The organism is Bradyrhizobium sp. DOA9 (genome assembly GCF_000617845.2).
Classification (GTDB): Bacteria; Pseudomonadota; Alphaproteobacteria; order Rhizobiales; family Xanthobacteraceae; genus Bradyrhizobium.
The window spans coordinates 2764659-2790077 of the sequence record NZ_DF820425.1 but is presented as its reverse complement, the minus strand read 5'-3'; the positions used below and the strand labels follow the sequence as shown (position 1 = coordinate 2790077).

Sequence of the window (25419 nt, the reverse complement as noted above, 5' to 3'; positions counted from 1 at the left end):
CGCGCCAAGGGGCGCGTCCCGGAATGACAGCTGAGCCTACTCCCCCGCCTTCAGCCGATACCCGATCCCCGTTTCCGTCAGCACGTATTGCGGCCGTTCCGGGTCGGCTTCGATCTTCTGGCGGAGCTGGCGAACATAGACGCGCAAGTACTGCGCGTCGGTCAATTCGTCCCACAGCTCCTTGAGCAGGAAGCGGTGGGTGAGCACCTTGCCGGCGTGCTGCACCAGCACGCGCAGCAGGTCATATTCCTTCGGCGACAGCTTCACCTCGCGATCCCCGACCTTGACGATGCGGCGGACGAGATCAACCGAGAGATCGCCGGTGCGGAACACCGGGCGCTCGCCCTTGACCTGAAGCTGGTGGCGCAGCGCGGCGCGCAGGCGCGCCAGCAGCTCCTCCATGCCGAACGGCTTGGTCAGATAATCGTCGGCGCCGAGATCGAGCGCCTGGACCTTGCCGGCTTCGTCGCCGCGGCTCGACAGCACCACGATCGGCACGCCTTCGTTGCGGGTGCGGATGGTGCGGAGCAGCTCATGACCCTGGATGTCGGGCAGGCCGAGATCGAGGATGATCAGCGCCGGCTCCTCGTCGAGCTTCTCCAGCGCCGTCTTGCCGTTCGGCGCCTCCAGGATGTCGTAGCCCTGCGTCGTCAGCCCCATCCGCAGCAATTTGCGGATCGGCGGCTCGTCGTCGATGACCAGGACCTTGATCGGAGCAGCGCTCATGCGGCGGTATCCAATGCGTGGCTCTGTGCCGGAACCGGCAGGCGAATGGTGAGCACCGCGCCGCTCCGCCCGCTGCGATTGGCGGCGGAGATCGTGCCGCCCATCGCCTCGACGAAGCCGCGGGAGATCGCAAGTCCGAGCCCGGTGCCGGGACGAACGTGATCGCCCTTCTGCACGCGATAGAACTTGTCGAACACGCTCTCGAGCTCGCCCGGGGGAATGCCGGCGCCCTCGTCGGCGACCTCGAGCACGACCTGGGCACCGTCACGTCGGCCACGGATCAAGATCGTGGTCTCCGGCGGTGAGTACTTCGCGGCGTTGTCGAGCAGGTTGAACAGCACCTGCTCGAACAGCACGGCATCGAGCTGGAGCATCGGCAGGTCGGCGGCCAGCACCAGCTCGACCTTGTGGGCGGCCAGGATCTTGCTGGCGCGCCGCAGCGCGCTGCCGACGATCTCGCCGAGATCGTGCAGTGCCGTGTTGGGCACGATGGCGCCGGATTCGAGCTTGGTCATGTCGAGCAGATTGGCGATGAAGCGGTTGAGCCGCTCGGATTCGTCGATCACGGTGGCGAGCAAATCGCGCTTCTCGGTGTCGGAGAGCGCACCGGCGAGGTCGCGCATGGTGGAGGCCGCGCCGAGCACCGAGGCGAGCGGCGTCTTCAGATCGTGCGAGATCGAGGTGAGCAGCGCCGAGCGCAGCCGCTCGGATTCGACGGTGCGCTTGACGCGGTCCATGTCCTCGACCAGCAGCACGCGCTCGATCGCGAGCGCGCCCTGGTCGACCAGCGCATCGAGCAGCCGGCGCTGGTCCGGCGTCAGCAGCGGGCCGGTGCGGTCGTTGTCGATGCCGATCACACCGATCGGCCCGCGCCCGGTGCGCATCGGCAGGAACAATCGTTTGGCGCCGGGCAAGGTGTCCGAGCCGCGGCCGGCTGGGCGATCGTTGCTCCAGGCCCAATTGGCGGCGGCGAGGTCGGCCTGGTCGAGCTCGTCCTCAGGCGGATAGCCCGATTTCACCGTCAGCAGGCCCTCGTCCGGCAACAGCAGCACCACGCGCACCTTCAGCATCAATGCGATCTGGTAGGCACTGGCCCACAACACGTCGTCGAGCGTCGCCGTGCCGGCGAGCTTGCGGCTGAAGGCATAGAGCTGCTCGGTCATCCTGATCCGGCCGATCGCGGCGTCGGCCTGGATGCGCACGCGCGCCGCGACATTGGATACAATTATCGCCACCACCGTGAACAGCACGAAGGCGGCGACATTGGTCGGGTCCGTGATCGTGAAGGTGTAGATCGGCGGGATGAAGAAGAAATTATAGCAGAGCGAGGCCGCCACCGTGGCCAGCAGCGAGGGCCACAGGCCGTAGCGCACAGCCACCGCGACGACCGAGGTCAGCAGCACGAGATCGACGTTCTCGATGCCGAAATAGGGCTGGATCAGCTTGGCAGCGCCGAGACCCACAAGCACGATTCCAAGCGCCTTGAGATAAGGCAAGGGATCGAACGGCTCGGATCGTGCGGCGGTCTGCACCGCCATCTTGGGCGCCGCCTCTCCGGAAAGCTCGTTGCCGGGGATGACGTGAACGCTGATATTGCCGGCACGTCGCACCAGATCGTGCACGACCGAGCCGCGCGTCATCTCGAACCAGCGCGAGCGCGTCGACTTGCCGATCACGATCTGGGTGACGTTGTTGCCTTGCGCGAAATTGACGACGTCGTCGGCGATGCGGCGGCCGACGGCGGGAATGGTCAGCGCCTCGCCGCCGAGCGATTCCGCCAGCCGCAGCGTGTCGGCCAGCCGATCGCGCTCCTCGTCGGACAATTGCAGCGATCGCCGCGTCTCGATCGAGACCGCGGTGAACGGCGCGTGCAAACGGTCGGCCAATCGCTTGGTGTAGCGCACGAGGCCGGCTGCGCGCGGATCCTCGCTGACGCAGACCAGAATGCGCTCGCCCGCGGCCCAGGGCCCGGAAATCGCATTCGCCTGCATGTGGGTGAGCAGCTGCTCGTCGACCCGCTCGGCGGTGCGGCGCAGGGCGAGCTCACGCAGCGCCGTGAGATTGCCCGGCGAGAAATAATGCTCCAGCGCCCGCTCGGCCTGCTTGGGCACATAGACCTTGCCCTCCTTCAGCCGCTGGATCAGGTCGTCGGGCGTGAGGTCGATCAGCTCGATCGCGTCGGCGCGGTCGAACACCGAATCCGGCACGGTCTCGCGCACCCGGACATGGGTGATCTGGGCGACGACGTCGTTCAGGCTCTCGATGTGCTGGATGTTGACAGCGGTGTAGACGTCGATGCCGTGCGAGAGCAGCTCCTCGACATCGAGATAGCGCTTGGGATGACGGCTACCTGCTGCATTGGTATGGGCGAGCTCGTCGACCAGCGCGATCTGCGGCCGCCGCGCGATCACCGCGTCGAGGTCCATCTCCTCGACGATCTGGCCGCGATAGTCCAGCCGCTTGCGCGGGACCACTTCGAGGCCGCGCACCAGCGCCTCGGTCTCGGCGCGGCCATGGGTCTCGACGAACCCGACCACGACATCGACGCCGGCCTTGCGCTTGGCATGGGCGCTTTGCAGCATCTCGTAGGTCTTGCCGACGCCGGGAGCGGCGCCGACGAAGATCTTCAGCCTGCCGCTCGCGCTCTCCTCCCGGCGCGCCGCTTCCAGCAGGGCCTCCGGGGACGGACGTTGTTCGGGATCGCGGCGCTCTCGGACCATCTTGCCAGTATAATCACCCCTACACTGCGAGCCTAGACGGCTACTTCGCGGCCATGCGATCGAGCGCGAGATTCAATGCCAGAACGTTAATCCTGGGTTCGCCGAGCAGGCCGAGCAGGCGGCCTTCGGTGCTGGCGGTCACGAGCTGCCTGACCTGATCCTCGGGCAGATTCCGCGCCTTCGCCACGCGCGGCACCTGGAATTGCGCGGCTTCCGGCGAGATATCAGGGTCGAGGCCGCTGGCCGACGTCGTCACCAGGTCGACCGGCACGGCGGCGTTCGGGTTCTCCGCCTTCAGCTTGTCCACATCTTCCTTCAACCGGTCGGCCAGCGCCTTGCTGGTCGGACCGAGATTGGAGCCGCCCGAATTGGCGGCGTTGTAGGGCGCGGACACCGTCTTGGTCGAATCATTCGGGTCCGGCGCCAGCGTCGCCGAGGGACGGCCGTGGAAATATCTGTCGTCCTTGAACTCCTGCCCGATCAGGGCGGAGCCGACCACCTTGCCGTCCTTCTCGATCAGGCTGCCTTGCGCCTGCACGGGAAACAGCGCGCCGGCAATGCCGGTCATGGCGAGCGGATAGGCAAGGCCGGTGATGGCGGTGAGCGCCAGCAAGAGGACGATGGCGGGGCGGATTTCTCTGAGCATGTTGGGTCTCCTATGTCTTTCGTCATTGCGAGCGAAGCGAAGCAATCCAGGGTCTTTCCGCGGAGGCAGTCTGGATTGCTTCGTCGCTTCGCTCCTCGCAATGACGAACTCAAGCCAGGTGCAAGGCGGTCACGACGAGGTCGATCGCCTTGATGCCGATGAAGGGAATGACGATGCCGCCGAGTCCGTAGATCAGGAGGTTACGCCGCAGCAGCGCGCCGGCGCCGACGGCGCGGTAGGCGACGCCCTTCAGCGCCAGCGGGATCAAGCCGATGATGATCAGCGCGTTGAAGATGATCGCCGACAGGATGGCGCTCTGCGGGCTCGACAGGTTCATGACGTTGAGGACGTTGAGCTGCGGGTAGAACGCCAAAAACATCGCCGGGATGATCGCGAAATACTTGGCGACGTCATTGGCGATCGAGAACGTGGTCAGCGCACCGCGCGTCATCAGGAGCTGCTTGCCGATCTCGACCACCTCGATCAGCTTGGTCGGGTTCGAATCGAGATCGACCATGTTGCCGGCCTCGCGGGCGGCTTGCGTGCCGGTGTTCATGGCGACGCCGACATCGGCCTGGGCGAGTGCCGGCGCGTCGTTGGTGCCGTCGCCGCACATCGCCACCAGCTTGCCCTTGGCCTGCTCGTCGCGGATCAGCTTGAGCTTGTCCTCGGGCGTTGCCTGCGCCAGGAAATCATCGACGCCGGCTTCCGCAGCGATGGCGGCCGCCGTCATCGGGTTGTCGCCGGTGATCATGATGGTGCGGATGCCCATGCGGCGCAGCTCGGCGAAGCGCTCGCGGATGCCGCCCTTGACGATATCCTTGAGCTGGACGATGCCGAGCAGCCGGCCATCCCTGGCGACGGCCAGCGGCGTGCCGCCCGATTTGGAAACCTCGTCGGCAATGGCGCTGATCTCGCGGCCCGCCTCGGACAGGGCCGCGGGCTGCATCGCCCGCGCGGCATTGCCGGAGGCGATCGCGGTCGGTGCACCGCCGCCGACATAGTTCAGCATCGCATCGACCGCGCCCTTGCGCACCGACGAGCCGCCGGCGTCGACGCCGCTCATGCGGGTCTGCGCCGTGAACGGAACGAAGGTCGCGCCCAGCTCGGCCATGTCGCGGCCGCGGATGCCGTACTTCTCCTTGGCCAGCACGACGATGGAGCGGCCTTCCGGCGTCTCGTCCGCGAGCGAGGCGAGCTGGGCGGCATCCGCCAGCTCCTGCTCGGTGACGCCGCGCACGGGACGGAAGGCGGTCGCCTGCCGGTTGCCGAGCGTGATGGTGCCGGTCTTGTCGAGCAGCAGCGTGTCGACGTCGCCGGCGGCCTCGACCGCGCGGCCCGACATCGCCAGCACGTTGAAGCGCACCAGGCGGTCCATGCCGGCGATGCCGATGGCGGACAGCAGCGCACCGATCGTGGTCGGGATCAGCGTGACGAACAGAGCCACCAGCACGATTACCGAGATCGAGCCGCCGGCATAGGCCGCGTAGCTGGGGATCGTCACGGTGGCGAACACGAAGATGATGGTGAGGCCGGCGAGCAGGATGTTGAGCGCGATCTCGTTCGGCGTCTTCGCCCGCTCGGCGCCCTCGACCAGCTTGATCATGCGGTCGATGAAGGTCGAGCCCTGCGCGGCCGTGATGCGGACGCGGATCCAGTCCGACAGCACCTGCGTGCCGCCGGTCACCGCCGAACGGTCGCCGCCGGATTCGCGGATCACGGGCGCGGACTCGCCGGTGATGGCGGCCTCGTTGACGGAGGCGACGCCCTCGATCACCTCGCCGTCCGAGGGGATGGTGTCGCCCGCCTCGACCAGCACGAGATCGCCGACCTTCAGGCTGGTGCCCGAGACGAGTTCGTAGTCGCGGCCCGCCCCGCTCAGCAGCTTGGCCTGGCTCTCGGTGCGGGTCTTGCGCAGCGTCTCGGCCTGCGCCTTGCCGCGGCCCTCGGCCACGGCTTCGGCAAGGTTGGCGAACAGGACGGTGAACCACAGCCAGAGGATGATCTGGAAGGTGAAGGCGAGATTTTCGCCGCCGGTGACGAGATCGCGCAGGAAGATCACGGTGGTGAGCGCGGCGACGATCTCGACCACGAACATCACGGGGTTCTTGATCATCGCGCGCGGATCGAGCTTGGTGAAGGCCGCGCCGATCGCGGGCAGCACGATCTTGGGATCCAGCATCGCCGTAACAGGCATGCGCTTGTTGGGTTTGTGGACAGGTTCCATGGAGGTCACTCCGAAAAGCGAAAATCAGAAGAGGTTGCCGGCATTCATCGCGAGGTGCTCGACGATGGGGCCGAGTGCGAGCGCCGGGAAGAAGGTCAGGCCGCCCATGATCAGGATGACGCCGACGACGAGGCCGACGAACAGGCCGCCGGTGGTCGGGAAAGTGCCCGTCGACGGCGGAATCGACTTCTTGGCCGCGAGCGAGCCTGCGATCGCCATGGCCGGAACGATCATGAAGAAGCGACCGACGAACATCGCGCTGGCGAGCGTGAGATTGTAGAACAACGTGTTGCCGGTGAGCCCCGCGAAGGCCGAGCCGTTGTTGGCCGCCGCCGAGGTGAAGGCGTACAGCACTTCGGTGAAGCCGTGCGGTCCGGCATTCGCCATCGAGGCGACCGCCGCGGGATAGACCACAGCGACGGCGGCCCAGCCGAGAATCATCAACGGCAGGACGAGAATGGCGAGCATCGCCATCTTGACCTCGCGGGCCTCGATTTTCTTGCCGACATATTCCGGCGTGCGGCCGACCATCAGACCTGCGACGAAGATGGCGAGGATGACGAACAGCAGCATGCCGTACAGGCCGGCGCCGACGCCGCCGACGATGATCTCACCTAACTCCATGTTGATCAGCGGGATCATGCCGCCGAGCGCGGTGAAGCTGTCGTGCATGGCGTTCACGGCGCCGCAGGAGGCGGCAGTGGTGATCACGGCGAACAGCGAGGATGCGACGATGCCGAAGCGGACTTCCTTGCCCTCCATGTTGCCGCCGGTCAGGCCGAGCGCCTGCAGGGTCGAGGTGCCGCTGGCTTCAGCCCAATAGCAGACGGCAACGCCGGCCACGAACAGCACGCCCATCACGGCGAGGATCGCCCAGCCCTGGCGCTGGTTGCCGACCATGCGGCCGAACACGTTGGTGAGCGCGGCGCCGAGCACGAAGATCGACAGCATCTGCACGAAGTTCGACAGCGCGGTCGGGTTCTCGAAGGGATGCGCGGCATTGGCGTTGAAGAAGCCGCCGCCATTGGTCCCGAGCATCTTGATCGCGACCTGCGAGGCGACCGGGCCGACCGCGATGGTCTGCTTGGCGCCCTCGAGCGTGGTCGCTTCGACGTAGTCTCCGAGCGTTTGCGGGATGCCCTGCCAGACCAGGAAGAGCGTGAACACGATGCAGATCGGCAGCAGGATATAAAGCGTGCAGCGGGTGACGTCGACCCAGAAATTGCCGACGGTACGCATGGACGCACGGGCAAAGCCGCGGATCAGGGCAACGGCAAGCACGATGCCGGTCGCCGCCGACAGGAAATTCTGGTGCGTCAGGCCGACCATCTGGGTCAGATAGGACAGCGTGCTTTCGCCGCCGTAGTTCTGCCAGTTGGTGTTGGTGATGAAGGAGATCGCGGTGTTGAAGGACAGATCCTCGGCGACCGCGGATTGCCCGGCCGGGTTGAACGGCAGCACGGCCTGCAGCCGCATCAGGCCGTAGATGATGAGGAAGCCGCCGACGTGGAACAGCAGCATCGCGACCGTGTAGGTCAGCCAGTGCTGCTCGCGCTTCTCGTCGACGCCGGAGATCCAATAGATGCCGGCCTCGATCGGGCGCAGGACGGGCGACAGGAATGTGCGCTCACCGTTGAAGACGCGCGTCATGTACCAGCCGAGCGGCTTGGTCAGCGCCACCACGATCGCGCAGTAAAGAATGATCTGGAACCAACCGATCACAGTCATGGCATCAACCCTTCAGGCTTTTGGTCCGGCGCAACAACGGCAGGAGCAGCGCGAGCAGGCCGGCGACGAGCGCAGCCTCGGCCAGCAGCAATTTTGCGAGCAGCAGCACGGCGTCAGAACCGCTCGGGCCGCAGCAGCGCATAGGTGAGATAGATCAGGAGGCCGAACGAGACGGCGCCGGCGAGCGCATAATCGAAGAACATGGTCCGCTCCCTCACAGCCGTTCGCAGGCGTAGGTGTAACCGATCGCGAGGGCAAAGAAGAAGAAGCCCAGCGCCAGCATCAAAAGGTCCATCATGGGACGCTCCTTGGTACGACACGATCGCCGGCCGAGCTCAATGCACGCGCAACGCCCAGCCGGAAACTTCACCGCGCTGAAGTGCCACCATGCCCATAGGTTTTCGAGATGAGACCTATGGCGACGTTATAGGAATCTCATAAAGGCCGGCCCGTCCCGGCGGGCGGCCTTGGCGAGAACGAAAGTCGAGGGACGATCGCGCTGAACGGGAAGACCCGGCCGCTTATGAAATCCCTATAACTCTCGCCCGATCCCTCTCTCGTTTTCAAATGCCCTCCAGGCCATCTTGGCGAGGCCGGCCGACTGACCGACGCCAATCTCCAGGAGGCCTGACATGACCGCTCTCCACCCGCTCGATCTCCGCTCGCTCACCGAGCAGCTCCACAAGGCACATGCAATGACGCGGCCGCTGATGCTCGACATCATCGGTCACGCCTGCCGGCGCATCCCCTCGCTCGGAGACAAGCGCACCGCACGCCTCACGCGCCTGGTCGATGCGGAAGCCTGGGCCGATGCCGCGCTGGCGCTGCTGGAGCTCGATCTGCCGATGTGGCAGGTCCGCCGCATCGCTTACGATGACGGCGAGTGGCATTGCGCGCTGTCGCGCGAGCGCGAGCTGCCGGACTGGCTCGATGCCGCGGTCGAGGCGCGCCATGCCGACCTCGCGCTCGCCCTGTTGTCGGCGTTCGTCGAGGTGCGGGCGCTGGCCATCGAAGTGTCGCGGCCGAGCGTTCCGTCGGCGCGCCCTATGCTAGATCCGCTTTACGAGCCGGTCGCTTGCCACAATTCCCGCTAGACGCAGCTGAAAGGACACGAGAAATGCAGACGCTGACTCTCGGCTTTGAACGAGCCCGTCTGAGGGCTGAACGGCAGTTGCGCCTATCGAAACTGCGCAGACTCGAGCGTATCGCCCTGCATGGGCTGGCCATGCTCTCGATGGGCAGCGTGCTCACCGCGCTGATCGCGCTGAGAACCGCAATCCATATCTGGCATCTCCCCGCCTGACCGGCATTGCAGACGTCATGACCTTTCGCGGCCTCGGGGTCTAGCTCCTCACCTCCGCCTCGATCAGTCGCGCCAGCTCCGATGCGGTGACCTCGATTGGCCGGCCGCTACGCTCGACGCGGGCCTGGATCAGCGCGCCCTGGAGCGCCGACGTGCAGAGCACGGCCAGCGCCTCCGCCCGCGGCCTGGCAAACCCGTCGGCGACCAGCTTTTCGCGCAGGATCGACAGCCGCGCCGCATAGGCCTTGCGGCCGGCCTCCGACACGGCCCGCTCGCGCGGCGCAAGCTCGAGCAGCACGGTCGTGATCGGGCAGCCGTTGCGGAAGCCGGAGCCCTGCATCCAGCCTGCCAGCAGCCTTGCGTGTGCGCGCAAGAGCTCGCCGGTCGAGCCGCACTCTGCCGCGAGCGCGGTGACCGTCGCCGCGACGCGGCGGCCCGCCTCCTCTACCGCGGCCACGGCGATCGAGGATTTTCCGTCCGGAAAGTAATGGTAGAGCGACCCTTTCGGCGCGCCGCTGACGTCGACGATGTCGTTGAGGCCGGTGCGGGCAAATCCCTGGCGGCGGAATAGCGTCACCGCGGCATTGATGATGGGCTGACGGTGCTTCGGCACGGCCGGCATGGCGCCCTCCTCAGGAAAATTATATTGATTGGTCTACATCAGCCTCCGACAGTCAAGGCATGACAATGACGGGAGAGGCAGATGCCTGAGAGAGTGACCTATGAGCTGAACGACGGCGTGGCGCGGATTGGGCTCGACGACGGCAAGGTCAACGTGATGTCCGCCGCGATGCTGGGCGAGATCGGCGCCGCCTTCGATCGCGCCGAGACGGAGGCGGAAATAGCGGTGCTGCGCTCGGGCCGGCCCGGCATCTTTTCCGCGGGCTTCGATCTGAAAGTGTTCGCCTCGGGCGATGCCGGCAAGAGCCTCGAGATGGTCCGGGCCGGCGCCGAGCTTGCGCTGCGGCTGATGTCGTTTCCGCATCCGACCATCGGCGTGATGGAGGGCCATGCTTATCCGATGGGGACGTTCCTGCTGCTCGCCTGCGACGTCAGGCTCGGCGCGCGCGGAGCGCATCGCATGGGGCTGAACGAGGTGGCGATCGGCATTGCGCCGCCCAGCTTTGCCATCGAGCTCGCGCGCAGCCGGCTACATCCGGCCTGGCTCAGCCGCACCGTCACGCTGGGCGAGATGTACGAGCCGGAGGAGGCGCAGGCAGCCGGCTTTCTCGATCGGGTGGTTGCGCCGGAGATGGTCGACGCCACGATCGAGACGATTATCACGGGCTTACGGGCCATCCACAAACCGTCGCATGCCACCGCAAAGCGGCGCCTGCGCCAGGGAGCCATGGACGCCATGCGCGCGGCGATCGACCGCGAACTGACCCTGGCTGCCTATGAGGCAAGCAACCGAGCGCGCAGCGCGGTCGCGGTGCCCGGTTGAGGCCGTCTATCCCGCGGAAAAGGCTCTGCCTAAAACCACCCGCCCGATCTGGCGAAGTTTCACGGAACCGTGTAGAGCGGTTTCATGAGCACAGGCAATGTCAACGTCGTCGCCCACCCCCTGGTCCAGCACAAGCTCTCCCTGATGCGGGAGAAGGACCGCTCGACCAAGAGCTTTCGCGAGATCCTGAACGAGATCGGGATGCTGCTCGGCTACGAGGTGACGCGCGATCTGCCGCTGGAGCTGGTCGAGATCGAGACGCCGATCGCGGCCATGCAGGCGCCGAAGATCGCCGGCAAGAAGCTGACGCTCGCGCCGATCCTGCGCGCCGGCGTCGGCTTCCTCGACGGCATGCTGGCCCTGATGCCCTCGGCACGCATCGCCCATATCGGGCTCTACCGCGACCCCGAGACGCTGCAGGCCGTGGAATATTACTTCAAGGCGCCGCAGGACCTGTCGGACCGCACCGTGATCCTGATGGATCCGATGCTCGCGACCGGCAACTCGGCCTGCGCCGGCGCGTCCCTGCTCAAGGCGCGCGGCGCCCGCGACATCCGCTTCGTCTGCCTGCTGGCCGCCCCTGAAGGCATCGCTCAATTCCAGAGCGAGCATCCCGACGTGCCGATCTGGACCGCCGCGATCGACGAGCGGCTCAACGACCACGGCTACATCGTGCCGGGATTGGGCGATGCCGGCGACCGGATGTTCGGCACCAAGTAGACAGGTTGGCGCGATCGGGTTAGTCCGGTGGCATGAGCGCCACCGATTTTTCGCTGCAATCGCTGCTCCGGATCGAGACCGCCGCCGACCCCGCCCTGGTGTTCGACGGCAAGGCCGTCTCTCGCGCGGAGTTCTCGGCGAAGATCGATCAGACCGCCGCCTGGCTTGCCGCGCAAGGCATCGGCAAGGGCGACGTCGTCGCGGTCTGGCTGGTCAACCGGGTCGAATGGCTCGCCCTGCTGTTCGCCGCGGCACGGCTCGGCGCGGTCGTCGCCGCGGTCAATACGCGCTACCGCAGCGCGGAAGTCGCGCACCTGCTCAAGCTGTCAGGCGCGAAGCTCATGGTGGTCGAGGCGGCCTTCCGCGCGATCGACTTTGCCGCCATCCTCGCCGATGTCACCGAGGCCGAGGTGCCGGCGCTGCAACGGCTTGCCGTGGTCGGCGCGGATGCGATCCCAGCACGCTGGCGCTGCGTGCGGTTCGATGCGTTCGAGACGCCCTACCCGCCGGCTCCGCCATCCCAGAATGATGTCGACCTGCCCGTGCTGCTCTACACCACATCGGGCACGACCAAGGGGCCGAAGCTCGTCGCGCATTCGCAAGCGACGCTGTCGATACACGCCGCCTCCGTTGCCCGCGCGCTCCAGCTCGATTCCCACCGTCATTCGCTGCTGGCGATGCTGCCGTTCTGCGGCACGTTCGGCATGACGAGCCTGCTCGGCTTCCTCGCAGCCGGCGCGACCATTCATGTGCTCGATGCTTTCGAGGCAGCGCCGGCCCTGAATATCCTCAGCACGCAACGGATCACGCATTCCTTCGGTTCGGACGAGATGTTCCGGCGTATTCTTGCGCTCACCGATGCGCCATGCCCGTTTCCGCATCTCGAAGTCTGCGGCTTCGCCGCGTTCCAGCCCGGCTGGCGCGAGCTGGCCGCGGAGGCCGAAGCGCGCGGCCTGAAGCTGTTCGGCCTCTACGGGTCGAGCGAGGTGCAGGCGCTGTTCTCGATCGGCCGCCCCGGTGATGCCTTCGCCGATCGGATCGAGGGCGGCGGCTGGCCGATGTCGGGCGAGGCGAAAGTCCGCGTGCGCGATGTCGAGACGGGCAAGCTCGCCGCCGACGGCGTCTCCGGCGAGATCGAGATCAGCGCGCCCTCGCGATTCCTCGGCTATTTCAACAATCCGGAGGCAACGCGCGAGGCGATCACCGCCGACGGCTTCTTCCGCACCGGCGACATCGGCCGGCTGCGCGGCGACGGCTCCTTCGTCTACGAGACCCGCGCCGGCGATGCGATGCGCCTCGGCGGCTTCCTGGTCGCGCCCGGGGAGATCGAGGACGAGCTCAAATCCTGCGCCGGCGTTGCCGACGCCCAGGTCGTCGCGGTCGATCTCAAGGGACAGGCGCGCTGCGTCGCCTTCGTGATCCCGACAACGGAGCCGCCGGCACAGGAGACGCTGATCGCGCGTCTGCGCGAGCGGCTCGCCGGCTACAAGGTGCCGGCGCGGATCTATGTCGTGGATACCTTCCCGGTCACCGACAGCGCCAACGGCGTGAAGATCCAGCGCGCCAGGCTTCGGGCCATGGCGATGGAGCGGATCGCCGCCGAATAGACCCGTTCAGTACGACTTGTTCAGTACGACTTGTCAGTACGATTTGGCGAGCCCCAGCACCTTTTCCGCGATGAAGCTGAGCGCGAGCTGCGGACTGACCGGCGCGATGCGCGGGATCAGCACCTCGCGCAAGTAGCGCTCGACGTGGAATTCCTTGGCGTAGCCGAAGCCGCCATGGGTCATCACCGCCTGCTCGCACGCCGAGAAGCCCGCTTCGCCGGCCAGGTACTTTGCGGCATTGGCCGCCGCACCGCAGGGCATGCCCTTGTCGTATTGCCAGGCCGCCGACATCACCATCAGCCAGGCCGCCTCGAGCTCGACCCAGTTCACCGCGAGCGGATGCTGGATGCCTTGATTCTTGCCGATCGGGCGGTTGAACACGACACGCGTCTTGGCGTATTCGGTCGCGCGCGACAGCGCGAGCTTGCCGAGACCGACCGCCTCGGCCGCGATGAGAATGCGCTCCGGATTCATGCCTTCGAGGATGTACTGGAAGCCTTTGCCCTCCTCGCCGATGCGATCCTCCATCGGGATCTCGAAATCCTCGAAGAACAGCTCGTTGGAATCGACGATCTTGCGGCCCATCTTCTCGATCTCGTGGACCTTGATCCTGTTGCGGTCGAAATCGGTGTAGAACAGGCTGAGGCCGTGGGTCGGCGAGCGCACCTCCTCCAGCGGCGTGGTGCGCGCCAGCAGCAAGATCTTGTGGGCGACCTGCGCGGTCGAAATCCACACCTTCTGGCCGTTGACGATGTAGCGGTCGTTCTTGGCGACCGCGCGGGTCTTGAGCTGGGTGGTATTGAGGCCGGTGTTCGGCTCGGTGACGGCGAAGCAGGCCTTCTCGCGGCCTTCGACCATCGGCGGCAGCATGCGCCGGCGCTGCTCCTCGGTGCCGAACACCACGACGGGGTTCAAGCCGAACACGTTGATGTGCACCGCCGAAGCACCGGACATGCCGGCGCCGGATTCGGCGATGGTGCGCATCATGATCGCAGCTTCCGTGATGCCGAGCCCGGAGCCGCCATATTCTTCCGGCACGCAGATGCCGAGCCAGCCGGCATCCGCCAAGGCCTTGTGGAAGTCGTGCGGGAAGCCACCGTCGTGGTCCTTCTTCAGCCAATAGGCGTCGGGAAAGCCTTCGCAGATCTTGGCGATGGCGTCGCGAATGGCTTCCTGCTGATCGGTGAGCGCGAAATCCATGGTCTTGACCTCCCTTCGCGTTCTTTAGCTCGAAAAACCGCAGGCAGATACGTGAATTTGCCCGCGAAGTGTGCCACCCATGCATGGGGTCATGCGGCGCTACGTGAGAAGCGCGCCGTTATTTCGTGAGGAGGAAACCGCCATGGCCGGGCTTTATTTCGAGGACTTTTCCGTGGGCCAGGAGTTCAGGCATCCCTTGACCCGGACCGTCACGGAGATGGACAACACCCTGTTCAGCCTGCTGACGCTCAACCCGCAGCCGCTGCACATCGACGCACATTTCGCCGAGAAGACCGAGTTCGGCCAGCGCATTTTCAACAGCCTTTACACCCTCGGCATCATGATCGGCATGACGGTCTATGATACGACCTTGGGCACAACCGTCGCCAATCTCGGCATGACCGACGTCACCTTTCCAAAGCCGGTCTTCCATGGCGACACGTTGCGGGCGACGACGAAGGTGCTTTCGCTGCGGGAATCAAAATCGCGCCCGAAGGCGGGCATCGTCGAGTTCGAGCACCACGCCCTGAACCAGAACGACGAGATCGTCGGCAAATGCCGCCGCATGGCGATGATGCACAAGAGGCCGGTCTGATGCGTTCGATGCTGTTCGTGCCGGGCGATTCCCCGCGCAAATTCGAGAAGGCGAGCGAAGGCAAGGCCGACGCGCTGATCATCGATCTCGAGGATTCCGTCGTCACCGAGAAGAAGGCGGCGGCGCGCGAGCTCACGCTCTCGATGCTGAAGAGCCGTCCCGGCCCGCACCAGCTCTATGTCCGCGTCAACGCGCTCGACACCGGGATGACGCTGGCCGATCTCGCCGCGGTGATACCGGGCGGGCCTGACGGCATCGTGCTGCCGAAATCGCAAGGCGGCGACGACGTGCGGCAGGTCGCGACCTGGCTCGAGGCTTTGGAAGCCGCGGCCGGCATCGCGATCGGTTCGACCCGCATCGTCTGCGTCGCGACGGAGACCGCCGGCTCGATCTTCGCCCTCGGCAGCTACAAGGGTTGCTCCCCTCGCCTTGCCGGCCTGATGTGGGGCGCGGAAGATCTCTCCGCCTCGCTCGGCGCCACCGAGAAGGCGAGCGGCGGCGTGTTCCACAGCCCCTATCGTCTCGCCCGCGATCTCTGCCTGATGGCGGCGGCGGCGGCCGAGGTCGCGCCGATCGACACGGTTTACACCGACATCGACAATCTTGCCGGCCTCGAGCAGGAGACGCGCGCCGCGCGGCGCGACGGTTTTTCGGCCAAGGCGCTGATCCATCCCAAGCATGTCGACATCGTCAACGCGGCCTTCGCGCCGACGGAGGCCGAGCGCGCCTGGGCGGAGAAGGTGATCGCGGCGTTCGCGAGCAATCCCAATTCGGGCACGCTGCGGCTCGACGGCCAGATGATCGACAAGCCGCACCTTCGCGCGGCGATGAAGATTCTCGGCCAGCCCTAGATCGGGACGCAGGCCGCGTCAGCCGGGCTGCGCCTCAGTCGAATCCCTGAACGGGCGGTGCCGGCGATTGCGCCGGCGCGGCCGGCGCGGCTTGAACCGGCGGTGCCGGATTGCCGGCGGCTCTCATCTGGCCGTTGGCGGCCATCGCCTCGCGCGTGCGCGATGGGGTGCCGGTCGCAGCCGCGCGACGCGGCGGCGGCGGCCGGTGCCTTGCCGATTGCGAACCTCTCAGGCCCCAGGAACGGGCGATCGACGGTCCGGCCGTATAGCCGATCAAGGCACCGGCGACCGCACCGACCGGCCCCAGCACCACCGCACCCGAGACCGCGCCGAGCGCCGCATCGCCCGCGCGCTCCTGCGCGAGCGCGCTCGCGGGTAAGTAAGCCAGCATTGCGACAGCTATGATCAGTGCCTTGGTCATCGGAGCGCCTCCCTCGCGAAAGACCACTCCTGCTCAAATATGGCCACACGAGGTTCGCTTGCCGGCCAACTAAAGGCAATCGCGCCCCGGAACCCGGCCGTCAAGGACAGCGCCAACATCTTGACACCGCTCACCTGCTGAATATTTTTTTCGCCGAGAAGAGACCTTCTCATCTTCGCACAACCAAAGGATCTAACGCGACCGTCTGGAGAGACGACGATGCTCGATGAGAATCTGGCCCGCATTCGTGCGCACCGCAACAACATCCACCGCTACCGGCGCCTGCTGAAGACCAGGCTGTCGCAGCTCGAGCGCCAATTCATCGAGAGACGCCTCGCAGAAGAGCAATCGGCGCTCGATGGCCTGACCGCAGCGAACTTTCCCGTCGGCTTCCGCGCCGCCGAGGCGCCGGCTGGCGCAATGGGGATGGCGCAATGAACAGCCAGCGCGACCTGCTGATCCGCGGCAGCGAGAAGGTCATCGGCCATTACGAGCTGCTTCTTGCCAGCGCCAGGAGCGAGCACGAGCGCGAGCTCTATCGCCAGCGCATCGAACGCGAGCGGCGGCTGATCCGCGACCTGCAAGGCGAATGGGATCACCGCGCGGCTTGAGCGGGGAGATCACTGGCCCGACAGCATCGCAGGCAAGGCAATCGCATATGGCGTGCACGATGCGGCGGCATCGGCACTGGGCTCCCTCCCCCGCTTGCGGGGGAGGGCTGGGGAGAGGGTCCCCGCATTCGTTTTCAGCGGACGAGGCGATTGGGGCCTGCGAGCGCGCTGCTCGGCTCGGTTGCGGGCGCCACGCGCACCGTGGCGGTGAACGGCGCACCGTTGCGCAGCAGCGTGAGCTTCACGTCCTCGCCGACGCGGGCAAGGCCGATCGTGTTGCGGAGCTGGGCGGCGGTGCGGATCGGGCGGTCATCGGCGCCGGTCACGATGTCGCCCTTGCGCAGGCCCGCCTTGTCTGCGGGCGAATCCGCCGCGATCTCGGCGATGACGGCGCCCTGATTCAATCCCCTGTTGACCGACGGATGCAGGTCCTTCAGCGAAATGCCGATGCGGCCGCGCTCGACGCGGCCGCTCACGATGATCTGCTCCATCACCTTGCGCGCCATGTTGACCGGAATGGCAAAGCCGATGCCGACATTGCCGCCCGCCGGCGAGATGATCGCCGAGTTGATGCCGACGAGCTCGCCGCGCAGGCTGACCAGCGCGCCGCCGGAATTGCCGGGATTGATCGCCGCGTCAGTCTGGATGAAATCCTCATAGCCCTGCTTGCCGAGCCCGGTGCGGCCCAGCGCGCTGACGAGCCCCGAGGTCACGGTCTGGCCGAGGCCGAAGGGATTGCCGATCGCGAGCACGAAATCCCCGACGTCGAGCCCGTCGCTGTCGCCGAAGGGAAGCGCCTTGAGCCCGACCGGGTTCTGGACCTGAAGCACCGCGACATCGGTGGGCGGATCACGGCCGATGACCTTGGCGGAGAACTGCCGGCCGTCCTTGGTCGTGATCTGAACGGCGGAGGTGCCCTCGACCACGTGATTGTTGGTCAGCACATAGCCGCGTTGCGCGTCGACGATGACTCCCGAGCCGGTCGCATTGACCTCCTTCTCGATCTGCCGGGGCACGTCGAAGAATTCGCGAAAGAGCGGATCGCGATAGAGCGGGTTGTCCTCGCGCACGCGGCCGTGCACGGAGATGTTGACCACGGCCGGCGTCACCTGGCGCACCAGCGGCGCCAGGGTCGGCACCGGGCCGCCGGTCTTGAGATCCGGAATCTGACCGGCGGCAGGCTGCGATGCCGTGAGCGTCAGCATCAGCAAGACCAGGAATAGCAGACGCACAGCATTCATCATCGTCACCCTGCCGCGTTGTGTTGGTGGGGATAGTCGGAGCCTTGGTGCTTCAGCCTTCGTCGCCTGATGCGACGATCCAGCCCTGCAGGGCCAGAAACGGGACGCTCCAGGCTGCCGCGGCCTGGCCGAGCAGCACGAGGGCGAGGACGGTGGGCGTGACCATCACGCCGCCCGGCCTTCGGCGGCGGCCCATGGCCGCCGCAGCCGCATCGGCACGCCGCCGCCCCGCGGCGGGTCGTCATTGTCGTTGTCGCCGTCGAGCTTGCGCAAGGCGGCCAGAATGTCGGCGAGCCGGACCGTGTGGCTCATGCCGGGAATCTCGCGCAAGGCGGGACAGGATTCGACCGCGTACATGTCCGATGCCCAGGACGACAGGATGACGCGCTTCTCGGGCGACGAGAGCTCCTCGGCATTCAGGACGTCGGCTGGCGAGTCGTAGTGCGCAGCAGGATGAAACAGCGGATTGAGAGTGCCGGAACTGGTATTCACGTTGGTCATCGATAGGTCTCCCACATGCTCCTTTCCAGGGGGACGGCTTGTTGACGACGAAACGGCGGCGCCACATCGCCGCCGTCCCGCTTGACGTTAATGCGTATTGATCGCGATGCGCTTGACGCCTTCGCGCGCCTTCTCCGATTTCGGCAGCGACACGGTCAGCACGCCGTTGTTGAACGACGCCTCGGCCTTGTCCTCCTCGACACCTTCCAGCGGAATTTGCCGCTCGAAGGCGCCGTAATAGCGCTCGGTGAAGAACCTGCCTTCGCCGTTGCGTTCCGCCTTCTTCTCACCGCGGACGGTGAGGACGCCATTGGCGATCTCGACCTGAACGTCCTTCTCGGTCAGGCCGGGAAGCTCGGCCGAGACGGTCAGCGTCTTGTCGCTCTCGCTGAGCTCGACCTTCGGCCAGCCGAAACGGCCTTCCATCAGCGGCGACAGGCCGGTCCCACCGAAGCCGCGGAAGACGTCGTCGAACAGACGGTTCATCTCGCGGTGAAGCGTCAGGAACGGATCGAAATTGTCGCGCGTCGGCGCAAGCTCCTGGTTTCTCGACCAGGGAATGAGATCACGAAAAGCCATGGGTCTCTCCTTCATGCATCGGAAGGCGCGGCACGCGCATGCGCGCGCCGCGTTCCGTTAACCGCTTCGACCGAGCGCTCAGGCTGCTTTCTTCTGCTCGATCTGCGTTGCCGCAGGAGCGCCGCCCGCGATCGGAATGCGGCGCGGCTTCATGGCTTCCGGAACCTCGCGGACGAGGTCGATGATCAGGAGCCCGTCCTGGAACGAGGCCTGCTTCACCTGGACATAGTCGGCAAGGTTGAACACGCGCCGGAACGGACGCGCGGCGATGCCCTGGTACAGATATTCGCGCGCGGCGGTCTCGGGCTTCCTGCCCTCGATGGTCAGCGCATTCTGCTCGGCCGTCACGGTGATGTCGCTGGCGCCGAAGCCTGCCACCGCAAGGCTGATCCGGTAATGGTCTTCGCCGGAGCGCTCGATGTTGTAGGGGGGATAATTGTCCTCGGTCGCCTGGCGCAGCGTGCTGTCGACGAGGTCGGCCAGGTGATCGAAGCCGATGGTGGAGCGCCACAGCGGCGCGAAGTCGAAACTGGTCCTCATAACCAAGTCCTCCAAAGAGCAAGATGGATACGAAGGAGCGCAAGGCGGGATTTCAGACGGGTCCGAAAGACCAGCCCGGCGCCCGTGCCGGACCCGATCTGGCACCCGGCACACCGCTCTCGCGGCGAAAAACGACTTAGAAGGCCACAAACCGGTTTCAAGGGGCCGGCCCAAAAAATTTTTTGGCCCCGCCAGGCGCCCCGCCCCCGGGGCACTGATCCTCAGGATCTCAGCGCGCCCCGTGCCGTCTCCGGCGCCAGCAGCGTCGCGATGATCGTGACGATCGACAGCGCGACGATGTAGACCGAGACCGCCCAGTACGATCCGGCCCAGGCCAGCAGCGCAGCCGCGATCAACGGCGAGAAGCCGCCGCTGAGCGCAGCCGCGACGTTGGCGCCGAGCGAGGCACCGCTGTAGCGCACCTGGGTGCGGAACAGCTCCGGCATGAACGCGGCCTTCGGCCCGAACAGCAGCGCATGGGTGAGCGTCATCGTGACGACGAGCGCGAGCGTGATCAGCGCCGGCTCCCTGCTGTCGAGGAACCAGAACAGCGGAAATGCCAGCGCCACCGAGAACACGCCGCCGGCCAGATACAGCGCCTTGCGTCCGAACATGTCGGACAGCCAGCCGGCCAGCGGCAAGGTCGCGAACTCGACGATGGCGGCATAGACCACGGCATCCAGGATCACCTGCCGGGGCAGGCCGAGCCTGGTCGTCGCATAGACCACGGTGAAGACGGTGAGCAGATAAGCGAGCCCGACTTCCGACACGGTGATGCCGACGGCCAAGAGAAAGCTGCGCCAGTCGCGGCGCAGCACCTCGAGGGCCGGCTGCGCCAGCACCTCCTTGCGCTCGACGATCTCCTTGAAATGCGGCGTCTCCGCGAGCCTGAGCCGCACGATGAAGCCGACGCCGACCAGCAGGATGCTGATCAGGAACGGCACGCGCCAGCCCCAGCCGAGGAAGTCCGCCTCCGGCAGCTTCGTCATCAGGGCGAAGATGCCGGTGGAGGCGGCGACGCCGACGGGGAAGCCGACCTGCACCAGGCTGCCATAGAAGCCGCGGCGATTGCCGGCGTGCTCGATTACCATCACCACCGCGCCGCTCCACTCGCCCCCGAGCCCGATGCCCTGAACGAAACGCAGGATCACGAGCAGGATCGGGGCCCAGACGCCGATCTGATCGTAGGTCGGCAGGCAGCCGATCAGGAAGGTGCCGAGCCCCATCGCGATCATGGTCGCAACCAGCATGGTCTTGCGGCCGAGCCGGTCGCCGTAATGCCCGATGATGGCGCCGCCGATCGGCCGCGCGACGAAGCCGACCGCATAGGTCGAGAACGCCGCGAGCGTGCCGACGAAGGGATCGAAGCTCGGGAAGAACAGCTTGTTGAAGACGAGGGCCGCGGCCGTGCCGTAGATCAGGAAATCGTACCACTCGATCGCGGTGCCGAGCGCACTCGCCCACACCACATGCGCCGTCGTGGATCTCTCCGCGGAAGCGGAGACCCCCGTTGCTGTCGTCATGCCCTGCCCCACCGATTCCAGTGGGCATCATGGCCAAACGTGCGGAGGGTTGCAACCTGGGGAAGAGTTCTCTCTCACAAGATGACGCCGCGGGATTTTTTGCATGCTCTATCAGCACCGTCATTGCGAGGAGCCCTCGCGACGAAGCAATCCAGACTGCCTCCGCGGAAAGATTCTGGATTGCTTCGCGGAGCCTGTCATCGGGCCGCGCTTCGCGCGGACCCGGTGGCTCGCAATGAGGGGTGTTGAGGCATTAGCGCCACCTCCGCGACACGGCCCAATGATCGTGGAACCTGCCTCGTCTCTTATTCGCAATTGACAAACTCATTCGCCATTATCTAATTTACCTCCACAAACAACCCCTGCCGCACCAAGCGGCCAATAAGAGGAAACGACAATGAGAGGGCTCCTGGCCTGCACCATGCTCGCGGCGATGGCTTCGGCTGCCATGACCACAACAGCGACCGCACAAGTCTCCGACGACGTGGTGCGGATCGGCGTGCTCACGGATCTGTCGAGCTGGGGCCGCGACAATTCCGGGCCGGGCTCGGTCGAGGCCGCGAAGATGGCGGTTGAGGAATTCGGGCCGACCGTGCTCGGCAAGCCGATCGAGATCATCAGCGCCGACCACCAGATGAAGACTGATGTCGGCGTGCAGATCGTCCGTGGCTGGTTCGACAACGGCAAGGTCGATGCGGTCGTCGACATCCCCAATTCCGGTATTGCGATCGCCGTCCACAACATGGTGCGTGAGCGCGGCAAGATCGCCCTGCTCTCCGGCCCTGGCGCGAGCTCGCTAACGGACGAGCTGTGCAGCCCCAACACCGTGCACTTCACCTACGACACCTATGCGCTGTCGAAGGTGACCGCCTCCGCCGTGATCAAGGAAGGCGGCAAGTCCTGGTACTTCATCACTGCGGATTACGCCTTCGGCCAGCAGCTCGAGAAGGACGCCACCCGCTTCATCAACGAGATGGGTGGCAAGGTGCTCGGCGGTGTCAAGCATCCGACCAACACCGCAGACTTCTCCTCCTTCGCGCTGCAGGCGCAGAGCTCGAAATCCGACGTAGTCGCCTTCGCCAATGCCGGCCAGGACACCGACAACGCCATCAAGCAGTCCGGCGAGTTCGGCCTGGTCCAGGGCGGCCAGAAGCTGGTTGGCCTGTTGATGTTCGACACCGACGTGCACGCCATCGGCCTGAAGGCCGCGCAGGGCACCTATATGACCACGGCGTCCTACTGGGCCATGGACGAGGCGACCCGCGCCTGGTCGAAAAAGTTCTACGAGCGCACCAAGGTGATGCCGACCATGATCCAGACCGGCGTCTACGGCTCGGTGCTGCATTATCTCAAGGCGATCAAGGCCGCCGGCAGCGACGAGTCCGCCAAGGTGATGGCGAAGATGCGCGAGCTGCCGATTGAGGATATCTTCGTCCATGGCGGCAAGTTGCGCGAGGACGGTCGCGTCATTCGCGACATGTATCTCGCCAAGGTGAAGTCGCCCGAGCAGTCCAAGGAGCCGTGGGACTATCTGGACATCGTCAAGACCGTGAAGGGCGAGGACGCCTTCCGCCCGGTCTCCGAATCCAAGTGTCCGCTCCTGAAGAAGTGAGGCCCGATATGGCTGGCAACGAGCATGGCGCGATGGAGACGTACGAGTGCGACGTGCTCGTGGCCGGATCGGGTTGTTCCGGCATGTCGGCGGCGATCACCGCGCGTTATCGCGGGCTCGACGTGCTGATCGTCGAGAAGGAGCCGCGCTTCGGCGGCACCACCGCCCGCTCCGGCGGCTGGCTCTGGATTCCCGGCACGTCGCTGGCGAAAGCCTACGGCATCGAGGAGACGCCGGAGCAGGCCCGCACCTATCTTCGCCATGAGGCCGGCAACAATTACGACGCGGCACGGGTCGATGCCTTTCTGAGCGCCGGCCCTGAAGCGGTCGATTTCTTCACCACCAAGACGGCGCTGCGCTTCGACATGCCGCTGGTGTTTCCCGATTACCACGCCGAGGCGCCCGGCGGCGCCCAGGGCGGCCGCTCCATGGTGACGCGCCCGTTCGACGGCCGCGAGCTCGGGGACCTCATCAAATCGCTCGGCATGCCGCTGCCCGAGCTCACCGTGTTCGGCATGATGCTGGGAAGCGGCAAGGAGATCATCCACTTCATGCGGGTGACGAAGTCGCTGACCTCGGCGGCCTATGTCGCCAAGCGCCTGTCGCGGCATCTGATGGACGTGCTGCGCCATGGCCGCGGCATGTCGCTGACCAACGGCAATGCGCTCGCCGGCCGCCTCGCAAAGTCCGCGCTCGACCTGAAGATTCCGATGTGGCTGTCCTCGCCGGTGCGCGAGCTGACGGTCGAGAACGGCGTCGTGACCGGCGCCATCGTGTCGCGCGAGGGACGCGACGTGCGCGTTCGTGCACGACAGGGCGTCGTGCTCGCCTGCGGCGGCTTTCCGCACGACGTCGAGCGGCGCAGGAAGATGTTCCCGCACGCGCCGACCAGCGTTGAGCATTATTCGCCCGGGCCAACCGGCAACACCGGCGACGGCCTCCGCCTTGCGGAAGGCGCCGGCGGCCGCATCGAGGACCGCCTGCCGAACGCGGCGGCCTGGGTGCCGGTATCGCTGACCACGCGCAAGGACGGCTCCAAGGGCGTGATGCCGCACTTCATCGACCGCGCCAAGCCCGGCGTGATCGCGGTGATGCGCGACGGCAGGCGTTTCGCCAATGAAGGCAATTCCTATCACGACTTCGTCCAGGCCATGGTCAAGGCGGCCAGGCCCGGCGAGGAGATCGCCGCCTTCCTGGTCTGCGACCACAAGGCGCTGCGCAAATACGGCCTCGGCTGCGTACCGCCCTTCCCGATGCCGCTGGGTCACCATTTGAAGACCGGCTATCTCATGCGCGGCGACACGCTGGAGGCGCTGGCGGCCAAGGCCGGCATCGATGCCAGGGCGTTCGTCGAAACGGTTAGGCAGTTCAATGCGACGGCACCGCTCGGACACGACCCCGCCTTCGGCAAAGGTTCAAAAGCCTATAACCGCTACCAGGGCGATGCGCTGCACGGCCCCAACCCCTGCGTCGCGCCGATCGAGAACGGCCCGTTCTACGCCATCAAGATGGTGATCGGCGATCTCGGCACCTATGCCGGCATCGTCACCGACGAGAACGCGCGGGCGCTCGACGCCGAGGGACGGGTCATTCCCGGCCTCTATGCCGCCGGCAACGACATGGCGAGCATCATGGGGGGCAATTATCCCGGCGCCGGCATCACGCTTGGGCCGGCGCTGACCTTCGGCTACATTGCCGGCAGACATCTTGCCGACAGCGCCGAAAAGCGCGACGCGGCTTAATCACGCCAGGAGGCGCATGAGCAGGGAAAGCCGCGGCATCCAGTCGATCGAGGTCGGCGGCGAATTGCTCCGCGCGCTCGCACGCAGCGGCGAGCCGATGATGCTGCGCGATCTCGCCCGCGAAGCCGGCATGGCGCCGGCCAAGGCGCATCCCTATCTCGCCAGCTTCTCGCGCATCGGCCTGATCGAGCAGGACGAGAGCACCGGCCGCTACGAGATCGGCGCGCTGGCGCTGGAGCTCGGCCTGATCAGCCTGCGCCGCCTCTCGGGCGTAGCCATCGCGCGTCCCAGGATCGCGGGCCTCGCGAGCCAGATCGGCCACGCCGTCTCGCTCGCGGTCTGGGGCACGCACGGCCCGACCGTGGTGCAGCTCGAAGAGCCGGCCCAGCCGGTGCACATCGTGATGCGCGCAGGTTCAGTGATGGCGCTGCTCGAGACCGCCACGGGCCGCGCCTTCGCAGCGTTTCTGCCGGAGAAGACGATCAGCGCGGCGCTCGAGAGCGGCCTCGACCGCCATGGCGTCGGCTACAATCCGAAGCGCGCCGTGAAGGGTGCCAAGGTCGCCGAGATGCTCGCCGAGGTGCGCAAGCACGGCCTCGCCCGTGCGCTCGGCGATCCCCTGCCCGGCGTCAACGCGTTCGCAGCACCAGTGTTCGACCATTCCGGCCACGTCGCGCTGGTCGTCACCGCGATGGGCCCGGAAGGCACCTTTGACGCGCGCTGGGACAGCCCGATCGCGCACGCGTTGCGCGACTGCGCGGGGGCCATCTCGAAGCGGCTGGGTTACGGGCTGACGGTTGCGGCGGAGTAAGGAGCAGGCTGCCAGCCTCGCGACGATAGTCATTCCCCGCGAAAGCGGGCAATCCAGTACGCCGCGGCCTC

The 25419-nt window shown here is 66.2% G+C and carries 26 protein-coding genes; 12 read left to right on the top strand and 14 right to left on the bottom strand.

Translation table 11 applies throughout. The annotated features are described in order from the left end of the window. Window positions 1-36 precede the first annotated feature (36 nt). The 6 genes from BDOA9_RS13035 to BDOA9_RS13010 all read right to left on the bottom strand — a co-directional run bounded on the left by BDOA9_RS13035 (window position 37) and on the right by BDOA9_RS13010 (window position 8250). Window positions 37-726 (bottom strand): response regulator transcription factor, encoded by a 690-nt coding sequence (locus BDOA9_RS13035; protein ID WP_025034379.1) that lies wholly within the window; start codon window positions 724-726, stop codon window positions 37-39. After that, window positions 723-3446, bottom strand: coding sequence for a sensor histidine kinase (locus BDOA9_RS13030; protein WP_025034378.1), 2724 nt, complete (start codon window positions 3444-3446; stop codon window positions 723-725). Before BDOA9_RS13030 ends, BDOA9_RS13035 begins: the two co-directional genes overlap by 4 nt. A 40-nt stretch (window positions 3447-3486) precedes the next feature. Then, the gene (locus BDOA9_RS13025; RefSeq protein WP_025034377.1) at window positions 3487-4092 is read right to left on the bottom strand and encodes a K(+)-transporting ATPase subunit C; all 606 of its coding nucleotides are present in this window, start codon (window positions 4090-4092) and stop codon (window positions 3487-3489) included. Between the two features lie 109 nt (window positions 4093-4201). After that, complete coding sequence (gene kdpB / locus BDOA9_RS13020; protein ID WP_025034376.1) at window positions 4202-6319, bottom strand: potassium-transporting ATPase subunit KdpB; 2118 nt, start codon at window positions 6317-6319, stop codon at window positions 4202-4204. A gap of 24 nt (window positions 6320-6343) precedes the next feature. Next, window positions 6344-8047 carry a potassium-transporting ATPase subunit KdpA gene (gene kdpA, locus BDOA9_RS13015; RefSeq protein ID WP_025034375.1) on the bottom strand — a complete coding sequence of 568 codons (1704 nt, stop codon included), beginning with the start codon at window positions 8045-8047 and terminating at the stop codon, window positions 6344-6346. Window positions 8048-8160: 113 nt separating this feature from the next. Then, the gene (locus BDOA9_RS13010) at window positions 8161-8250 is read right to left on the bottom strand and encodes a K(+)-transporting ATPase subunit F (protein WP_042336023.1); all 90 of its coding nucleotides are present in this window, start codon (window positions 8248-8250) and stop codon (window positions 8161-8163) included. A 429-nt stretch (window positions 8251-8679) separates the two neighbouring features. Here BDOA9_RS13010 and BDOA9_RS13005 point away from each other — a divergent pair, with 429 nt between their 5' ends. Next, entirely contained in the window at window positions 8680-9141 is a 462-nt protein-coding gene (locus BDOA9_RS13005) for a hypothetical protein (protein WP_025034374.1), read from the top strand. 23 nt (window positions 9142-9164) lie between these two features. After that, window positions 9165-9350 (top strand): hypothetical protein, encoded by a 186-nt coding sequence (locus BDOA9_RS13000; RefSeq protein WP_025034373.1) that lies wholly within the window; start codon window positions 9165-9167, stop codon window positions 9348-9350. Between the two features lie 40 nt (window positions 9351-9390). On the opposite strand, the gene BDOA9_RS12995 is transcribed toward BDOA9_RS13000, so the two are convergent. After that, window positions 9391-9972, bottom strand: coding sequence for a TetR/AcrR family transcriptional regulator (locus tag BDOA9_RS12995; RefSeq protein WP_025034372.1), 582 nt, complete (start codon window positions 9970-9972; stop codon window positions 9391-9393). An 81-nt stretch (window positions 9973-10053) separates the two neighbouring features. Between BDOA9_RS12995 and BDOA9_RS12990 the strand changes: the two genes are divergently transcribed. The 3 genes from BDOA9_RS12990 (at window position 10054) to BDOA9_RS12980 (ending at window position 13121) form a co-directional block, all read left to right on the top strand. Further along, on the top strand, window positions 10054-10794 hold the full coding sequence (locus BDOA9_RS12990) for a crotonase/enoyl-CoA hydratase family protein (RefSeq protein WP_025034371.1): 741 nt from the start codon (window positions 10054-10056) through the stop codon (window positions 10792-10794). Window positions 10795-10878: 84 nt separating this feature from the next. Continuing rightward, window positions 10879-11514 carry a uracil phosphoribosyltransferase gene (upp, locus tag BDOA9_RS12985; RefSeq protein WP_025034370.1) on the top strand — a complete coding sequence of 212 codons (636 nt, stop codon included), beginning with the start codon at window positions 10879-10881 and terminating at the stop codon, window positions 11512-11514. 32 nt (window positions 11515-11546) lie between these two features. Then, a complete protein-coding gene (locus BDOA9_RS12980; protein ID WP_025034369.1) occupies window positions 11547-13121 on the top strand; it encodes an AMP-binding protein in 1575 nt (524 codons plus the stop codon). 33 nt (window positions 13122-13154) lie between these two features. Here the strand turns inward: BDOA9_RS12980 and BDOA9_RS12975 are convergent, their stop codons facing one another. Then, window positions 13155-14321 carry an acyl-CoA dehydrogenase family protein gene (locus tag BDOA9_RS12975; RefSeq protein ID WP_025034368.1) on the bottom strand — a complete coding sequence of 389 codons (1167 nt, stop codon included), beginning with the start codon at window positions 14319-14321 and terminating at the stop codon, window positions 13155-13157. A 142-nt stretch (window positions 14322-14463) separates the two neighbouring features. On the opposite strand from BDOA9_RS12975, the gene BDOA9_RS12970 reads away from it, so the two are divergent. Both BDOA9_RS12970 and BDOA9_RS12965 read left to right on the top strand, forming a co-directional pair. Further along, window positions 14464-14916, top strand: coding sequence for a MaoC family dehydratase (locus BDOA9_RS12970; protein ID WP_025034367.1), 453 nt, complete (start codon window positions 14464-14466; stop codon window positions 14914-14916). Next, window positions 14916-15767 (top strand): HpcH/HpaI aldolase/citrate lyase family protein, encoded by an 852-nt coding sequence (locus BDOA9_RS12965; protein ID WP_025034366.1) that lies wholly within the window; start codon window positions 14916-14918, stop codon window positions 15765-15767. The genes BDOA9_RS12970 and BDOA9_RS12965 overlap by 1 nt, the downstream gene beginning before the upstream one ends. A gap of 34 nt (window positions 15768-15801) precedes the next feature. On the opposite strand, the gene BDOA9_RS12960 is transcribed toward BDOA9_RS12965, so the two are convergent. Further along, complete coding sequence (locus tag BDOA9_RS12960; RefSeq protein ID WP_025034365.1) at window positions 15802-16188, bottom strand: hypothetical protein; 387 nt, start codon at window positions 16186-16188, stop codon at window positions 15802-15804. A gap of 219 nt (window positions 16189-16407) precedes the next feature. On the opposite strand from BDOA9_RS12960, the gene BDOA9_RS12955 reads away from it, so the two are divergent. Together BDOA9_RS12955 and BDOA9_RS38815 are read left to right on the top strand one after the other, a co-directional pair. Continuing rightward, window positions 16408-16626, top strand: coding sequence for a hypothetical protein (locus tag BDOA9_RS12955; protein WP_025034364.1), 219 nt, complete (start codon window positions 16408-16410; stop codon window positions 16624-16626). Next, entirely contained in the window at window positions 16623-16799 is a 177-nt protein-coding gene (locus BDOA9_RS38815; protein WP_192859565.1) for a hypothetical protein, read from the top strand. Before BDOA9_RS12955 ends, BDOA9_RS38815 begins: the two co-directional genes overlap by 4 nt. A gap of 134 nt (window positions 16800-16933) precedes the next feature. Here the strand turns inward: BDOA9_RS38815 and BDOA9_RS12950 are convergent, their stop codons facing one another. From BDOA9_RS12950 to BDOA9_RS12930, 5 genes are all read right to left on the bottom strand, one after another. After that, on the bottom strand, window positions 16934-18043 hold the full coding sequence (locus BDOA9_RS12950) for a trypsin-like peptidase domain-containing protein (RefSeq protein WP_042336021.1): 1110 nt from the start codon (window positions 18041-18043) through the stop codon (window positions 16934-16936). Between the two features lie 162 nt (window positions 18044-18205). Next, window positions 18206-18541, bottom strand: a complete 336-nt coding sequence (locus tag BDOA9_RS12945) for a hypothetical protein (protein WP_025034362.1) — start codon at window positions 18539-18541, stop codon at window positions 18206-18208. Between the two features lie 87 nt (window positions 18542-18628). After that, window positions 18629-19120, bottom strand: a complete 492-nt coding sequence (locus tag BDOA9_RS12940) for an Hsp20/alpha crystallin family protein (protein ID WP_025034361.1) — start codon at window positions 19118-19120, stop codon at window positions 18629-18631. 78 nt (window positions 19121-19198) lie between these two features. Next, window positions 19199-19660, bottom strand: a complete 462-nt coding sequence (locus BDOA9_RS12935; RefSeq protein WP_025034360.1) for an Hsp20 family protein — start codon at window positions 19658-19660, stop codon at window positions 19199-19201. Window positions 19661-19881: 221 nt separating this feature from the next. After that, entirely contained in the window at window positions 19882-21183 is a 1302-nt protein-coding gene (locus BDOA9_RS12930; protein WP_025034359.1) for an MFS transporter, read from the bottom strand. A gap of 397 nt (window positions 21184-21580) precedes the next feature. Between BDOA9_RS12930 and BDOA9_RS12925 the strand changes: the two genes are divergently transcribed. Genes BDOA9_RS12925 through BDOA9_RS12915 form a run of 3 tightly spaced genes read left to right on the top strand, consistent with a single transcriptional unit; the run spans window position 21581 to window position 25348 of the window. Further along, entirely contained in the window at window positions 21581-22795 is a 1215-nt protein-coding gene (locus BDOA9_RS12925; RefSeq protein ID WP_025034358.1) for an ABC transporter substrate-binding protein, read from the top strand. An 8-nt stretch (window positions 22796-22803) separates the two neighbouring features. Next, window positions 22804-24537: an FAD-dependent oxidoreductase gene (locus BDOA9_RS12920; RefSeq protein ID WP_025034357.1), complete on the top strand. Its 1734-nt coding sequence runs from the start codon at window positions 22804-22806 to the stop codon at window positions 24535-24537. 16 nt (window positions 24538-24553) lie between these two features. Next, window positions 24554-25348: an IclR family transcriptional regulator gene (locus tag BDOA9_RS12915; RefSeq protein ID WP_025034356.1), complete on the top strand. Its 795-nt coding sequence runs from the start codon at window positions 24554-24556 to the stop codon at window positions 25346-25348. The last annotated feature ends 71 nt before the right edge of the window (window positions 25349-25419 follow it).